At 42.4% G+C, this 17,008-nt stretch carries 11 protein-coding genes; 9 read left to right on the forward strand and 2 right to left on the reverse strand.

Going from position 1 to position 17,008, the window contains the following annotated elements:
- Window position 1 precedes the first annotated feature (1 nt).
- On the reverse strand, window positions 2-751 hold the full coding sequence (locus ACZ9AO_RS21395) for a sulfite exporter TauE/SafE family protein (protein WP_476110293.1): 750 nt from the start codon (window positions 749-751) through the stop codon (window positions 2-4).
- Window positions 752-1,262: 511 nt separating this feature from the next.
- Between ACZ9AO_RS21395 and ACZ9AO_RS21400 the strand changes: the two genes are divergently transcribed.
- Entirely contained in the window at window positions 1,263-2,675 is a 1,413-nt protein-coding gene (locus ACZ9AO_RS21400) for a glycoside hydrolase family 18 protein (RefSeq protein WP_476110295.1), read from the forward strand.
- 295 nt (window positions 2,676-2,970) lie between these two features.
- Window positions 2,971-3,756, forward strand: coding sequence for a PhzF family phenazine biosynthesis protein (locus tag ACZ9AO_RS21405; protein WP_476110297.1), 786 nt, complete (start codon window positions 2,971-2,973; stop codon window positions 3,754-3,756).
- Window positions 3,757-3,987: 231 nt separating this feature from the next.
- Here the strand turns inward: ACZ9AO_RS21405 and ACZ9AO_RS21410 are convergent, their stop codons facing one another.
- Window positions 3,988-4,572, reverse strand: a complete 585-nt coding sequence (locus ACZ9AO_RS21410; protein ID WP_476110299.1) for a LysE family transporter — start codon at window positions 4,570-4,572, stop codon at window positions 3,988-3,990.
- Between the two features lie 103 nt (window positions 4,573-4,675).
- Between ACZ9AO_RS21410 and ACZ9AO_RS21415 the strand changes: the two genes are divergently transcribed.
- From ACZ9AO_RS21415 to ACZ9AO_RS21445, 7 genes are all read left to right on the forward strand, one after another.
- Window positions 4,676-5,230 (forward strand): helix-turn-helix domain-containing protein, encoded by a 555-nt coding sequence (locus ACZ9AO_RS21415; RefSeq protein ID WP_476110301.1) that lies wholly within the window; start codon window positions 4,676-4,678, stop codon window positions 5,228-5,230.
- Window positions 5,231-6,069: 839 nt separating this feature from the next.
- Entirely contained in the window at window positions 6,070-8,880 is a 2,811-nt protein-coding gene (locus tag ACZ9AO_RS21420) for a bifunctional metallophosphatase/5'-nucleotidase (RefSeq protein ID WP_476110304.1), read from the forward strand.
- A gap of 54 nt (window positions 8,881-8,934) precedes the next feature.
- Window positions 8,935-13,266 (forward strand): endonuclease, encoded by a 4,332-nt coding sequence (locus ACZ9AO_RS21425; protein WP_476110306.1) that lies wholly within the window; start codon window positions 8,935-8,937, stop codon window positions 13,264-13,266.
- A gap of 347 nt (window positions 13,267-13,613) precedes the next feature.
- Window positions 13,614-14,276 carry an L-serine ammonia-lyase, iron-sulfur-dependent subunit beta gene (gene sdaAB, locus ACZ9AO_RS21430; RefSeq protein ID WP_054399153.1) on the forward strand — a complete coding sequence of 221 codons (663 nt, stop codon included), beginning with the start codon at window positions 13,614-13,616 and terminating at the stop codon, window positions 14,274-14,276.
- Between the two features lie 40 nt (window positions 14,277-14,316).
- On the forward strand, window positions 14,317-15,192 hold the full coding sequence (sdaAA, locus tag ACZ9AO_RS21435; RefSeq protein ID WP_476110308.1) for an L-serine ammonia-lyase, iron-sulfur-dependent, subunit alpha: 876 nt from the start codon (window positions 14,317-14,319) through the stop codon (window positions 15,190-15,192).
- 299 nt (window positions 15,193-15,491) lie between these two features.
- Window positions 15,492-15,638, forward strand: coding sequence for a YuzK family famiily protein (locus ACZ9AO_RS21440; protein WP_162489976.1), 147 nt, complete (start codon window positions 15,492-15,494; stop codon window positions 15,636-15,638).
- Window positions 15,639-15,793: 155 nt separating this feature from the next.
- Window positions 15,794-16,333 carry a DinB family protein gene (locus tag ACZ9AO_RS21445; RefSeq protein ID WP_251543867.1) on the forward strand — a complete coding sequence of 180 codons (540 nt, stop codon included), beginning with the start codon at window positions 15,794-15,796 and terminating at the stop codon, window positions 16,331-16,333.
- The last annotated feature ends 675 nt before the right edge of the window (window positions 16,334-17,008 follow it).

Here is a 17,008-nt window from a genome sequence, read left to right on the forward strand (position 1 = left end):
ATCAGTCATGGGGAATCAATAATAGTACACCTAGCGCAATGATGATAAAGAATAAATAACTTTCGAATTTCTTCGCGGGAATTCGCTTATTCATGAACATTCCGAGACCTGTCGCAAGTAATATAGCTGGAATGGAATAAGTGTAAAGAATAAGTGAATCGGTTGTCCAAAGTCCGCCTAGCGCATGACCTGTCACGACCAGAATTCCGGATATCAGGAAATGGGCTTGCAATGTTCCGCGGAATCGATCTGGATTCCACCTTCGCAAAGTTCCATAGACGACGACCGGTACTCCGTTAAAGTTATAGGCGCTGCCAAGGGCTCCCGACGCAAAACCGAACGGCCATACCCAGCCCTTCGAGTTAAGTAATGGTTTATCCACAGCCTGAAAAAGTCTTTGCTTTAGAAGAGAATAACCCCCATATGCAATCAAAAAAACACCCAGTGCAGAAGTAATGATCATAGAAGGTGCGTAATGGAGCAAAGCCAGGCCAGCTGGTATGCCGATCACCGTTGAAGCCGCCAGCCTGATTAATACCGAGCGTTCGATATGCCGCCATCCGCTAACGACGGTTAGTGAAGCGACGGTAAGACCGGCCAATCCAATTAAGGAAACCGAAGTATTAAGCGGAATGTGAAGTAAGGCAAGCAAAGGCATGCTGACAATCGCTTCACCGAACCCGAACATCGTCCGCATCAAGGCGCCGATAAAGACTGCCGCCACCACCAATATGATGCTGCTGATCGTCATTCTTTCACCTCCTAAAAGCACAATAACCCTTCTAATAATTATACCATACCAATCCAGTTTTAGACCGAGGTAACCGAACTTGAAAACGGGTTATTTAAGGCGTTTTACACTCTTTGTGAAGTGTTTGAAATGATATTTAATAGAGAGGTACACACCCTTTATTTTTGTTGCTTATGAGTCAAAAATAAGGCAGGGGAAGCGGGTGTATATCTTGAAGTGTTAATTCAAATGAATCCTTTCCTTCTAAATAATAGTTCTCTTCTGGATTACTTCGGCTTCAAAATCCCCTCTAAAAATCGTATTATCATGCCTGTAGTTTCTTTTAAAATACATGGACAAGCCCTCGATACATTCCCTGGAATTGATAGCTGCCATTATTATTTTTTCCCCTATATCCTTCACAGGCTTATGAACACATTCATTTAATGAGTGTTGAACGCAAAAAAACATATTAGGGCTATCCAGGGAATAAAATGAAAGGAATATTTTGAAGGAAAGCGGGGCTGTGCATGTGAAAATCCATGTGGTGAATAGGGGGGATTCTTTGTGGGGAATTTCCCAGCAATATGGTGTCAGTATCAACCGGATTGTTCGGATCAATGGACTTGAAAATCCAGATAAGCTGGTGATTGGCCTAGCTCTTTTGATTCCTGAACCTTATTTTCAGTACAGGGTTCAGCAAGGGGATACTCTAAATAATATCGCAAATCAGTTTGGAATTACGGTACAGGAAATCATGCAATCGAATCGCATCACAAATCCTTCCGCTATCTATCCAGGACAGAGACTAACCATCCCGGTTATTTATCATACCGTAAGGGAACGAGATACTCTTTATGATATAGCAAGACGTTATGGAACGACAATTCAGGCCATTATGCAGATGAATAGGATTACAGATCCGTCCAATATCCATATCGGACGGATAATAAGGATTCCCCAGAAACCAAAACCCATCATTGAAGTAAATGGTTTTACAAACGTTTACGGGCAAGCCGGTGCGGAGCAAGTACGTGAAGTAGCCTACGATCTGACCTACGTAAGTCCATTTGGTTATAGAATGAGGCAAGATGGCAGCTTAGAAGTCATTGATGACATCCCGACGATACGGGCGGCACAGTCGACTGGCGTCATACCCATGATGTGCATAACGAATTTTTCCGCGACGGAAGCGGGAACTCAGCTTGCCCATACGATACTTTCTGATTTAAATTTAGTGGAAACATTATTAACCAACGTCATAAAAACGATGAAAGATAAAGGGTACCGTGGATTGAATATCGATTTTGAAAGTGTAGCACCAGAGGACCGTGATTTCTATAATCGCTTTCTCCAAAGAGCAGTGGATCGGTTGCATCCTGAAGGCTACTTTGTGTCATCCTCCCTTGCCCCAAAAACTAGCGCCAATCAAAAGGGACCATTAGTTGAGGCACATGATTATCCAGTTCACGGACGGCTGCTCGACTTCGTGGTGCTGATGACATATGAATGGGGTTACCGAAAGGGGCCGCCGCAGGCAATCTCCCCCATTAATGAAATAAAACGTGTCCTTGACTATGCCGTAACGGTGATACCAACAAATAAAATCTTCATAGGATTTCAAATTTATGCACGGGACTGGCTTATTCCTCATGAAGAGGGGCAGGAAGCAGAGACTTTCGACATGCAGGAAGCCATCAGACGCGCCGTCCAATATAATGCAGAAATAAAATATGACGAGACAGCCCAATCACCTTATTACAGGTACAAAGATAATCAGGGACACACACATGAAGTTTGGTTTGAGGACGCACGCAGTGCTAAAGCCAAATTCGATCTGGTGAAGATTTACAGGTCAAGAGGTCTCAGTTATTGGGTACTTGGTTATCCGTTCCCCCAGAATTGGGAACTGCTTGGGGATACATTCATTGTACGGAAACTGTAGGGTGTTTTGTTACAGCAAGGTTGATCACATAATTAATATAGTGATGGGCAGCTTTTTTATAAAGCTGTCTATTTTAGTGATTTCGAAATGCACTACAAGAATTACCGGTTTTTTATGACAACGTTAAAAATCGTTTGGAATTTGAGTCGATAAAGGGACTTAATCGAGGGCAATTTTTCATTTAATGATATAAAGAGGACTCTTTAAAAACAAGGGAATGGTCATTTAAAAAAGGAAAAGGGTTTCTCTTTGTGGAATTAGGAGACTAGAATATTACTTACCGGAGGCACATTTAATGGAATTAACCATCATAAATACGTTTACAGATCAACCTTTTAAAGGAAACCCTGCTGCAGTCTGCCTTCTTACCGGGGAAAGTGACAGCGAGTGGATGCAGAGAATAGCTAAAGAGATTAATATGCCTGTTACCGCTTTTATTCAACCTCATAATGGTGAATGGAAACTGCGATGGTTCACACCCTCCATTGAAATCCCGATTTGTGGACATGGGACGCTGGCAAGCTCTTTCTTTTTATGGGATAAAGGATACGTGCCAAGGGATCAGCCGATTGCCTATCAGACGAAATTCGGGCTTCTCACTGCAAAATTCGTTGATGGGATGGTTCAGTTGGAATTTCCGTCATTAAGGGAGAAGGAGACCACTGCCCCTGATTTACTGATAAAAGCTTTAGGAGTTGTGCCTGCGTATGTTGGGCAAAACAAATGGGATCTTCTAGTCGAAGTTCAATCAGAGGAAATCGTAAGGAATTTAAAGCCGGATATAGACTCCATTGCCCAATTGCCGGTTCGGGGCGTCATTGTAACGAGTCAATCGGATAGCAGTGAATATGATTTCGTTTCACGTTTCTTCTCCCCTGCCCAAGGCCTTGACGAAGATCAAGTAACGGGCTCGGCCCATTGCTGTCTGGGACCATATTGGAAAAGAAAGCTGGACAAAAGTATTTTTATAGCCCATCAGGCATCGGAAAGAGGAGGTCAATTGAAGGTTGAAGTAACGGAAGACACAGTTAACCTTTCCGGACATGCCATCACAATATTCGAAGGGAACTTAACCATTTAATGCAGGACTTGGTTTGAGGGGGTTCAATCTAAATATTAAAACAAAGTTGATTGGAGCGGAGTTACGAGACTCCTGCGGGAAAGGCGCGTCCAAAGGGGTTCCCACAGGCGCATAGGCGCCGCGGATGCTCCTGGATCGCCCGCGGAAAGCGAGAGCCTGGAGTGGAAATGAACGTTCGAAATTTACAACTAGCAATCCTTCTTAATGAAGGTTTGTGCCCTTTACCTTTTTTTAGTGTGCAAGAATCGAAATGGCACTATACACTAATAACAAAGCCATGATTACATTAAACTGTCTTCTATACTTTGATAAAAACGTTTGAAAAACAGAACCGAACATACTCCAGCAGAACGTACTCATAAAACCAACGAAAGCAAGAAATAATGAAAAGAATAGTAAGCTGAAATTTGAAGAGTGATAAGGTAGGATGAAGGTCGATATTGCCGTGATGCCATATAAGATTCCTTTTGGATTTATGAATTGTAAAAGCATGCCTGCTATAAAACTATTGTTCTTGTCATCATTATCGTCCTTCGCTTTAGTTGAACTGGAAATGATTTTTATGGCCAGATACAGCATGTAAATTGCCCCAAGGATCGTCATGATAAATTCAATCTTTGGTATGAAATTTTCAAGCAAAACATTAAAATAACTGCACAATAGCATGATTACAAAAAAACCGGCACCTACTCCGAAACAAAATTTAATCGTCTTTTTTAACCCGTACTTGTTCGCAAATAACATGGCCATGATGTTATTTGGACCCGGAGTGAAACTTGTAACAAAAACAAATAGCAAAAAAGATAGTAATGGCATGGTTGACTCCCCTTTGTATGCTATAATGACCAAAATTGACATTATAACGATTTCCTTTTTATTGTACAATGCCGACGTTATATTGTAAATAAGGAGCATTTTTATGGAAGAAATAAATTTTATTATTGCTAACAATTTAAAAGCCATCAGGGAAAGTAAGAAATTAAGTCTTGAAAAGGTTGCAGAATTGACTGGGGTAAGCAAAACGATGATCGGACAAATAGAAAGGGGAGGATCGAGCCCTACGATTACGACAATTTGGAAAATAGCCAATGGGTTAAAGATTTCATTTTCTTCATTGATAAATAGTCCGCAGCCGGATACAAAAATTGTTTTAAAAAGTGAAATTCAATCATTATCTGAAGATAACGGCAAATATCGAGTTTATCCCCACTTTCCCTTTGAGGATGAGAAGCGCTTTGAAGTATATTCAGTCGAGATAGAAAAAGGTGGATTCCTAAGTTCCGATTCGCATAGGGAAGGGACGGAAGAGTACATAACTGTTTTTGAAGGGGAAGTGACTGTACGTGTAAATAACGAAGAATTTACAATAAGGAATGGTGATTCTATCAGGTTCAAGGCTGACAGAACGCATGCCTACCATAATTCAGGGGATACATTAACTCGATTAAGCATGATCTTATATTATCCAACTTAAAAAATGGATTAATGTAGTTCTGTTAATATATCTTAGCAAAGTGAATATCCCCTATGGATTGACTGTTGGTATGGTCTGCCTGTTGGGGATACTGCTTCAAGCCGATTTTCTGGTTTTCTTACAGAATCGGCTTTTTTTATTTAGTCTCCATTACTTGAAGTACAATATTCACAATGTCTATATACTATATTTAACCTTCCCCTACTAATTTAGAAATGTACCTACTTATCCTCTGTAAGAAACCCTTGGAGGATACGTCCATACTGCAGCAAGGCGTCTCTTGATTCTCGCAATACGTCAATTTCCTATAACCCTCATTGGATGGAATAAATTTGCGACACTCCTGCCGAATAACTGGCTAGCCGAGACCCCACAGACGCTTGAGTCGAGGAGGCTTGGCAGCCAGTCGGCGGAAAGGGAGCGGATTGCTGGAATCAGCTGGAAGTTATAAATAAAAACTGCAGTTTCTGAGAGAGAGTTAACTTTCTCTTTTGTTTGATTTAGGTATAAAGACCAAGGGTGGTTATGGAGTGGTGTAATTCTATTTTACCATTAAATCATTTTATTGATATATCATCTATCTGTTACTAGGTATTTTAGGGTGATTATAATGATAATATTCTGTTAATATTCGATGTAGTATTGTAAATTTGTTTTAAAATTGGATTATTTTGTTGTAATATAGGAGATACACGGATCTTTAGAGGAAAAAAGTAGGGTGGATTTGTGTATGGGTAAGTAAATTTGTCGGAATTCATTTTTTGGGAAAAGTGTGTCATTTATATGTATAAGTTATCAGAATGTTATGCCAGTATAGAACTAATGGGGGGATTACGATAATGGGGAAAAAGAAAATCGTAAAAATTGCATCAGCTACCATAATGGCTGCGACAACGATCGTAGCAGTAGCACCGGCACCATCGGATGCTGCGACTAGCCTTAATAGTAAAATCAAAACGGCCAAGGCCGCCATCAAAAAACCATTCGATACCTATTTCTACACTTCTAAACTCGCTTCAGTGTCCACTGTTGAAAAACAAATCAAGTCTGCAAAACAAGCAAAAAAAGACATCAACTCTACCATTAAAAAATCAATGTTAAGCAAAAAAGAAAAAGATGCCAAATACAAAGAAATTGAAGCTTATGATAAGTACATCACTCGTTCAGAAGGTTATGTAAAAGGATATAAAGCGGCTGAGAAAGCAAAAGCTGCACATGGCAAATCGATTGGCAACCTTACGAATTCAATACTTGCCAAGAAATCCATTGATATCAGGAATCAATACGAGGCATTGGATAAAGCCGTGAAAAAGGCAGATAAAGATATTAAAGATACGGTTTACGGTGCGAAAATCGAAAAGCTCCTATACGATAAATTCACTAAAGCGACCAAAACAGCTTTGAACGGTGACCTGAAAGTTCCATACTACTATGAAAAAGCTGCTTACTGGGTGAAGAAAGGTGATTTAAAGACCGCGGACAAACGGATGCAAACCGTTTCTTCGCAATTGAAGAAGGTCAGCAAAACATCCAAGCTCGGAAAAGCCATACACGCCTATGTTAAAGAAGTGAAAGGTAAGTATGATGATGCGGTATATGCAGAAAAGAAAAAAGAAGTGGCAAAGCAGGTCAATGCCTATGTAGCCCTTGCCAATGGGGAACTTAAAACGAAAGAACAGATAAAAGCGGCTAAAAAGGCCAGAGCCGACATCCATTTAAATGGGATCAAGGAGTCGGACCGAAAGGAATTCGAAACGAAAATAGCATTGGCGGATAAGAAAGTAGCAGCTGCTAAAGAAGCTTTGAAAAATCCAGCGCAGGCAATCACGCTTTCCTTGATGCATACGAATGACACGCATGCCCACTTGGACAATGTGGCCAAAAGGGTGACAGCTGTTAAGGAAGTGCGTAAGAGTAAACCGCAAGCTCTTTTGGTGGATGCAGGTGACGTATTCTCGGGTACCCTCTATTTTAATGAATTCAAAGGGCAAGCGGATCTTCGCTTCATGAACTTAATGAAATATGACGTCATGACATTCGGGAATCATGAGTTTGACTTGGGTTCAAGCGCCGAAGGGCATCAAGCTTTGGCTGACTTCGTTGAAGGGGCACAGTTCCCATTTGTCAGTTCGAATGTGGACTTCTCCAAAGATGATAAATTTAAGGGACTTTTCTCGGACTTGATTTCAAGTAAGCCAGAGCAAGGGAAAATATACAATGGCATCGTAAAACAAGTGGATGGCCAGAAGGTAGGTTTCTTCGGGCTTACGACTGAAGAAACGAAAGATATTTCAAGCCCTGGAAGTATAGTATTCGAAAACTATCTTGAAGAAGCCGAAAAAGCGGTCAAGGCGTTCAAAGGCATGGGTGTCAATAAAATCGTTGCCGTATCCCATATTGGTTACGATGATAATGCGGCCTATGACAATGATTTAACATTAGCTGCCAAGGTCAAGGGCATCGACGTGATCGTTGGCGGACATAGCCATACGCAGTTAAACGCCCCCGTTGTTATTGATAAGGATGATAAGGGGAAAACGAAAGATCCGACAGTCATCGTTCAAGGGTATCAGTATAGCGACTTTTTAGGCACGATCGATGTGGAATTCGATAAGAAAGGCAAGATTGTCGGACAAGCCGGTCAGCTGATTAAGCTTTCTGAAAAACAGGATGATGCTGAAGCGGCAAAAGTGCTTGAAACATACTCCTCGAAGATTAAGGAGCTGAAGGAAACGAAGACGGGTGCAACAGCTGTAAAGGCCTTGGAAACCCCTCGTGATTCAGGTGATGAAACGAAACCGAGCGTCCGCAAAAATGAAACGGAACTGGGTAATTTAATTACGGACGGAATGCTTAGTAAAGCAAAGGAATTCAATAAGGATACGGAAATCGCATTCCAAAATGGCGGGGGAATCCGCGCTGGCATCGATCAAGGTGAGATCACTTTAGGGGAAATCCTCACCGTTTTACCGTTTGGGAATACGTTAGCGACGATGAAGCTTACGGGTGCAGAAATCAATGAAGCATTAGAGCATAGTGTAAGCCTCGCCCCTAAGGAAAATGGCGGCTTCCTGCATGTTTCCGGAATGAAATTCACCTACGACAGTTCGAAGGAAGCAGGCAATCGTGTGACAAAGGCAGAAGTCCTTGGACAAGATGGAACCTATTCCGAATTGGATCCAGCGAAGGAATATACTGTGGCGACCAATGCTTTTACAGCCAAGGGCGGAGATGGATTCACCGTTTTCAAGAAGGCTTATGAAGAAGGAAGAGTGACGGATATAGGCCTCGCTGATTGGGAGAATTTACGTGATTATGTAAGCGGGCTGAAAACTATCGATCCAAGCATCGAAGGACGCATCAAGGATGTGGCCGGAAATGATACAGACCCGACTGTGGTATTGGCTAAAGACTTTGGCGGAACGGCTGATGCGCCAAAAACACATGAAGGCAATGTAGTTGTGGATATCACGGATATTGCTTCATTGGAACATGCAGTGGTTAAAGGGAATCTTACATTAACGGGAACTCCTCCGGATGATTTTACTTTTTCAGAGGTTACAGTAGAGGGTGATTTGGATTTATCGGGACTTAACGGTAAGACCGTAAGCCTAAGCGGTGTCACGGTGAATGGCGAAACCATTCTTTAAACGGTTTTCAATTGATTGCTGAGCCTATGGAAAAAAGTTGGAGGGGTTGAGATCTTGAAGAAGAACGGGATAAGCAAGCTTTTCTTTGCCATACTGATCGTACTGTCAACGGTTCTGCCAAATGCAGCCGCAGCAAATGCCGAAGCGACAATATCGGTCATGGAAGCGATTAATAATAATAGCGGAACGGCGACGGTGAAGGGATATATCGTCGGTACAGCTAAAAGCGGTACAAGCTATCAACAAACATCGCCTTTTACTGAAAGTACGAACATAGGCATTGCCGATAGTCCGGATGAAACGGATGTTAAGAAAATCATGCCTGTTCAGCTTCCAGCCGGAAGTATCCGAACGGCCTTGAATTTGGTCGAACATCCGGAATTACTTAAAGCGCAGGTGACGATTACGGGGAAGCTGGAAAAGTACTTTTCAGTACCCGGCCTGAAATCCGCAACGGATTTCACGATCATCACTGATGGGGGAACAACACCTGAACAGCCTGATGTGAAGGTTCTGGATTCCATTGCCGAGGCGCGCACGAATACGGAAGATGTCGTGCAGGTCGATGGGGTGGTCACGACGGGACTTGGTTATTGGGGAGGAAAAGGTTTTTATATCCAAGATGAAACGGCAGGGCTATATGTTTATGGTTCTTCGTGGCCTGTGGAAGTAAAGCAAGGGGATAAGGTTAGATTAATCGGACAAGTATCCGCTTATAATAAGGAATTACAAATCCAACCAACTTCCCTTGAAGTCGTATCTTCTGATAATGAACTTCCTGAAATCCAAACGATTGATGCTTCAGGGATCAATGAGGATACACAAGGTGAGCTGGTCACCATCGATAAGGCGACCATTACAGAATTGGCGGCATCGGGCACATACGGAACTTTCGAATTCAAAGCGGAAGATTCTGAAGGGAAATCCGTCATCGTTCGCCATGATAACCGGACCGGTTCGAGCTATGAAGATTTCGTGAAAAGCTTTAAAGCAGGGGATGTCATTTCCGTAACCGGAATCGGATCGAGGTTCAATGACACGTACCAGTTGAAGCCCCGTGGTATTGAAGATTATGAACTGGTGAACAAACCAGCCGTTTACACGGATATTTTCCCTGGTACGGTTAGTGAAAATACAAAGATATCACTTGAATCTGGTTGGGAAGAAGCGAAAATCCATTATACGCTGGATGGATCCGCACCAACGTCTTCGAGTGCTGTGTACACAGAACCCATCATTTTAACGAAAGATACGGTCATCAAGGCAATTGCTGTCAACGACAGGACATCGGAAGTTTTCACATTTGCCTATACCGTTAACAAAACCACTGAAGTGAAGATTCGTGACATTCAGGGGATGAATCATTTTTCATCTTATGAAACCCAACTCGTCTCAGGTGTGGAAGGTGTCGTCACTTATGTAAAAGATGCGAATAACTTTTACATGCAAGATCCCAACCCGGATAAGGACTTAACGACTTCCGAGGGAATACTTGTGTACAACAAAGCGCATGGCCTAAAAGCGGGTGATCATGTCAAAGTGGCAGGTAAAGTCGCCGAATGGTATATCGAAGGATACGCTGAAATGAAAACGACGGATCTGCCGACAACTGAATTGACCAATACGACGATTGAAAAGCTTGGCACTGCATCGATGCCAGAACCGATCGTCATCGGAAAAGATGTCATTCCGCCGTCTGAGAACATCGATGATGATAGATTGACAGATTTTAATCCGGGTGAAGACGGCATTGATTTCTACGAGAGTCTGGAAGGAATGCTTGTGCAAGTATATAACCCGAAAGTGGTTGCTCCTCAAGACTATGGTGAATTGGTCGTGATTCCAGGGAATATGGAAACGACGACTGCAGTTGGCGGCGTCAAAATAACGGAAACGGATTTCAACCCTGAAAGAATTACCCTGGATATAAATGATGAATCATTTGCAGCGAAATCGGGTGATTTCTTTGAAAGCTCGGTTACCGGTGTAATCAGCTATGGATACAGCAACTATAGGGTAGTGACGGATAAAGCTCAGCTGCCGGCGTTAAAGGATGGCGGTACGGCTCGGGAAGTGACATCTTTAGAGAAGGATGCTGATGAGCTATCGATCGCTTCCTATAATATAGAGAATTTCTCCACTCAAACCGCTAATTCGAAAGTTGAAACGATCGCAACATCCATCATTACCAATCTTAAACAACCCGATATCATCGGGGTAACGGAAATGCAGGATAACGATGGGGAAACAGATAGCGGGACAACGGATTCTGCTCAAAGTGCCAAGAAGTTAACCGACAAAATAAAAGAGCTGGGCGGACCGCAATATCAATACATCGATATCGCTCCAGGAAATAAACTTGATGGCGGTGCACCTGGCGGGAATATCCGTGTAGGCTTTTTATATAATGCCGACCGTGTCAAATTGACTGAAGGAACGAAAGGGACAGCAACACAGTCCGTGGCTTTCAAAGATGGAAAACTTACCTTGAACCCTGGACGAATCGAGCCTGCCGATCCCGCCTTCAATTCAAGCAGGAAGCCTTTAGCGGCTCAATTCGAATTTAAAGGCGAAAGCGTAGTGGTGGTGGCCAATCATTTCAATTCCAAGGGCGGTGACCAGCCGTTATTCGGCAAAAACCAGCCACCTGTCCTTTCAAGTGAAACGCAAAGGCTTCAAATTGCCTCCATCGTCAATCGGTTTGTCAGTGATATCAAGTCACAGGATGCCAAAGCGAATATCGTCTTGCTTGGAGACTTTAATGACTTTGAATTCTCGGCTCCGCTTAAAACATTGAAGGGCAAAGATTTAACCAATATGATTGAGAAAGTCCCTTTTGAGAAACGTTATTCTTACACCTATCAAGGCAATTCACAAGTACTGGACCATATCCTGGTATCGAATAATATGGCCGCGGCCACAAAAGTCGATATTGTCCATATTAATTCATCCTTCATGGAAGTTCACGGAAGGGCTAGCGATCATGACCCTGTATTGATTTCAACCACTTTATCTGAATCAGGCGGAGTTGAAACTCCTGCTCCAGAAAAAACATATAATCTGACAAACGTTAAAACGAAAAAACTTACGATTGCTTCACCTAGTGCTTTGATCGATCTTGATGAAGCATCCAGCATCGAAGAAGGTATCTGGTTAAAAGGCTCATATGCTGTACTCAAAGGCCTCGGGCTGAAGAATGCTGCTGTGACGATAAAACCGGATAAGGATGGTGCAATCATTGATTTTAGCGGCATGGCGGTGAAGGAAGTCATCATTGATAATGCCAATGTAAAAGAAATCAGAGGCGCTGAAAATGTTCAGAAATGGTCGGTGACAGAAGGTGTTGACACATCGAATATCAAGTTTGTCGATTCCAAGGGGGAAGCAATTGCTTCCCCTTTCGACCCTAAAGAAAACCATGCGCCCGTCGTAACGAAAAAACTGGAAAATCTTGAAGTGAAAGCCGGTTCAAAGGTCACCATCGATTTGAGTGAGCACTTCTCAGATCCTGATGGAGATAAGCTGACCTTTTTATCCACTATCGGTACAGTCACTGGCCAGACATTAACGCTTCCTGCAAATGAAGCTGGAACATACCTTGTCGCAGTCAAGGCCGAGGACCAGCAATCGGAAGCGGTTGCCCGTTTCACGTTGACCGTATCGAATGATAAGCCGCTTGAAGCTTATTACGAAACGGCGGCAGGAAAAACGGGAACGGAACTGAAATCGGTTCTGCACTCGATAATTAAGGGCCATACGATGTTATCTTATGATCAAGTGTGGAATGCCCTTAAAGAAACGGATGAAGATCCGGTGAACAAACAGAATGTCATCTTGCTTTACTCTGGAAAATCCATCTCGGAGAACGCGAATGGGGGCAATGCCGGACAATGGAACCGCGAACATGTTTGGGCAAAGTCCCACGGTGATTTTGGGACAAGCAAAGGTCCCGGGACAGACCTTCATCACCTTCGTCCCGCTGATGTGACAGTCAATGGCAAGCGGGGCCACCTTGATTTCGACGAGGGAGGTCAAACATATAGTGGATGTGAATGTAAGTTTGATTCAGATTCATGGGAGCCGCCAGACCATGTTAAAGGTGATATAGCACGGATGCTATTTTACATGGCCGTCAGATATGAAGGAAACGGCGAGTTGGATCTTGAATTATCCGATACAGTCAATACGTATCCGAAGCCGCTTCATGGAAAGCTATCGACACTTTTAAAATGGAATGAACTCGATCCAGTCGACGATTTCGAGAGCCATCGCAATGATGTCATTCAGGACTGGCAAAATAACCGCAATCCATTCATCGACCATCCGGAATGGGCATCCGAAATTTGGGGTGCCGCTGAATCCAGAGATGAAAAAAAGGCGAGTTAAATCGGAGATCGAAGGGGAAGCAGCCTGATGGCTGCTTTTTTTAGTTTGATTACACAGGTAATTAGAAAGTGCCTCACCCCGAACATGATTTTAAAAGAAAGCGGCATGTAAGTGAATGGGTTAATTATCTTAAAATACTGAAAAATCAAATATTACTTCTAAGTTAAATAATAAAAAATTTTGGTAGGTATGTTATGTAATATATGTTAATATGGGATATGCAATGAAAGGGTTTTCATTGCAAGAATGATAAAAATATTTTAATATAGTAATAATGCCGCTTTTTGATCTTCATTCACTTTAAAAGACGGTTAAAAAATTTATTGCCAGAAATGGGGCATTACACGATGAAATACAGATCTGCATTCGATATAATCGGTCCCGTCATGATTGGACCTTCAAGTTCACATACAGCAGGAGCTGCCAGAATTGGCAGAGTAGCACGGACATTATTTGGAAAGCAACCGAAGAAAGCGATTATTTCTTTATATGGTTCTTTTGCAAAAACATACAGGGGGCACGGTACGGATGTTGCTGTCGTAGGCGGGATCTTGGATTTCGATACGGATGATGAACGAATCCCTGCCTCTTTAACGATAGCGGAAGAAGCCGGTATGGACGTTTCCTTTACAATTGAGGATACTGTGATGGATCATCCTAATACAGTCAAGATCAGACTGTTCGACGAAGATAAGGAATTGGAACTGGTTGGGATCTCCATTGGCGGCGGAACGATAGAAATAACGGAGCTGAATACATTCAAGCTAAAATTGTCAGGGGAAAACCCAGCCATTTTAGTCGTGCATAACGATGTGTTTGGAATCATATCTTCCGTTTCGACCGTATTGGCGAATCACGAAATTAACATTGGTCATATGGAAGTTTCACGAAAAGAAAAAGGTCAAATGGCCCTCATGGTGATTGAAGTCGATCAGAAAATCCAGAGCGATGTCATGAAGGAAATTGAAGGATTGGAAAACGTGTCGCAAGTCATAAGGATGGTTGAATGATCATCATTAAAAGTGCTGGCATAGATATGGAGGTAAAAACATGTTCCGAAATGTAGCAGAGTTGGTTGAACTTGCTGAAAGTAAACAGGTAAAAATCGCGGAAATCATGATTTTACAAGAAATGGAGTTCTCAGGCCTGTCGAGAGAACAGATCATCGATAAGATGGACAGGAATTTGACAGTGATGGAACAAGCGGTGGAAAGAGGTCTGAAAGGTGTGCAATCCGTGACAGGCCTAACGGGCGGAGATGCCGTTCTTTTGCAAAATTATATCAAGTCGGGCAAGGCACTGGCAGGTAATTTATTATTGGATGCCGTCAGTAAAGCTGTTGCGACGAACGAAGTGAACGCAGCAATGGGAATGATTTGTGCCACTCCGACTGCAGGTTCTGCGGGCGTTGTGCCCGGTACATTATTTGCCGTGAAAGAAAAATTAAACCCGACCCGGGCAGAGATGATTGAATTTCTTTTCACTTCCGCAGCCTTCGGATTCGTGGTTGCAAACAATGCTTCCATTTCTGGAGCGGCTGGCGGCTGCCAAGCAGAAGTGGGCTCGGCAAGTGGAATGGCCGCAGCTGCGATAGTGGAACTTGCCGGCGGTACACCAAGCCAAGCGGCAGAAGCGATGGCGATCACTTTGAAGAACATGCTTGGATTGGTTTGTGACCCAGTGGCTGGATTGGTTGAAGTTCCTTGCGTGAAACGTAACGCAATGGGTGCATCCAACGCAATAACGGCAGCTGACATGGCACTTGCGGGCATTACGAGCCGCATTCCATGTGACGAAGTGATCGATGCCATGTATAAAATAGGATTGACCATGCCGGTTGCACTTCGTGAAACGGCAGAAGGCGGCCTGGCTGCGACTCCTACTGGGCGAAAATTGGCAAAGGAAATTTTCGGTTCATATAAATAAACATTCAGTCCCATTAACAAGAGGTTTGTTAATGGGATTTTTAATTGGTCTTAAAAATAAATGAGGCTATTTTTGTGAATGAAAAAAGGAAATTAGAGGAAGACCGAGGGATTTGGCGTTTTTGGACACGGAGATGGAAACAGTCGTTAAAAAATCTGAATTATCAGTGAATATGGAGCCATAGCAACTTTGTGAGTTATCCCTTTCAATGATAAGATGAGTACGAAATTCACTATGGGAAGGATTGATTCTTCATTAATTTTCTCGAACTAACGTACACGTCGGCAATGGAAAAAGCGATGTTTCAGGCTCATGGAATCGGCTATGCACAATATGCTCAAAAACTGGAGCAACGCATGATGGTTGAACAAGAACGGGAACAGGATTATCTACAGGGCAGGCGTATATCAGAGGAGATGAGAGCCAATCTTTTTTTAGGGAGCTAATTTCGATCTGCGATATCGATAACATAAACGAAAAAATACAAAAGGAGCAATCGAAAAGATTGCTCTTTTTGTCCGGCCATAAAGGGTATTTTTCCATTAAAAGAAGGAAACAGCACTTTTAAATAGAATGTACGTTCATGAAGAGGAGGAGGATCTTGTTGGAGAGAAAAGCATTGCTTGTATCAGCATTACCGGGATATGAAGAGGAAATTGGGCGGTGGCTATGGTGTTTAGAAGATGTTCGCCGTACGCTTATATCGGAATTGACTGGAATCAGCCAAAATATACTCGATTCAAAAATCGATGAAAGGCAAACGATAGGCTCGATGTTATATCACATAGCGCTGATAGAGGCAGATTGGTTATTCGAAGAGGTCCTTGTTACGGAATGGGATTCGGAAGTATCCGCGTTGTTTCCAGTAGGGTGCCGTGCTGAAGATGGCTCCCTAAATCATATTGAAGGACAAACATTAGACGAACATTTCTACCGACTCAATAAGGTGCGTGAGGTATTTCTTTCAAACTTTCGCACAATGGACCTGACGGATTGGCGTAAACCGAGGGTACTTGAAAAATATGATGTCACACCTGAATGGGTCGTTTACCATTTGATTGAACATGAATCACATCATCGAGGTCAGATATTCCAATTGCTGAAGAAATTACGGAATGAATGTGAAGTTAAAGAAATGTGATGTTTTAATCCCTGCTATCAACATCAGATTATGGAGGTCTCACCCGGAACCATGATTTTAAAATAGGACTAGATTATCTTTAGTGTTTTTTACTGTTATCCACAGGAATGTTTAATAAATAAAGAACCTGAAGGCAAACTTGCTTTTCTTTCAGTCTGGAGCTGCCTTTATGGCAGCTTTTTGTATGTCGAGATACTTGGTTGTTGGGTATTTATGGTGAATTACCCATAATAAGTTGCAGTTTTTGGTATATTGGTTAATGTCAATACGTCAACATGGTCCGGTGTGCTTACGTTTTTATTTGTCTTTAAATTAAAGAATAGATCCAAGCCTTCACGAATGAAAGCAGTGAGGTTTCCGATCTTTATGAGGTTATAGCGGTCAGTGCTATAAAAGACGGTGACGCCATCGTAAATTGAAATTATGAAAACAAGACTTGGTTATGGTTTTCCGTATGGGATTTTAAACCATCAGAGACGTTTTTTAATAAAAAAAACTGTAGGCAAACTTGAACTGCCCCGTAAATGTTAGACACCAAACTAACATTTACGGGGTGTTTTTTATGGCTAATTTTTCTGCTGAACAGAAAATATTCATTGTACGACTTTACCTTGAAGGAAAGCACAGCTATATGGATCTTCAGAAAATATTTGAAGTTTCGTATCAAATGATTCA

The organism is Peribacillus sp. TE19612 (assembly GCF_056279465.1).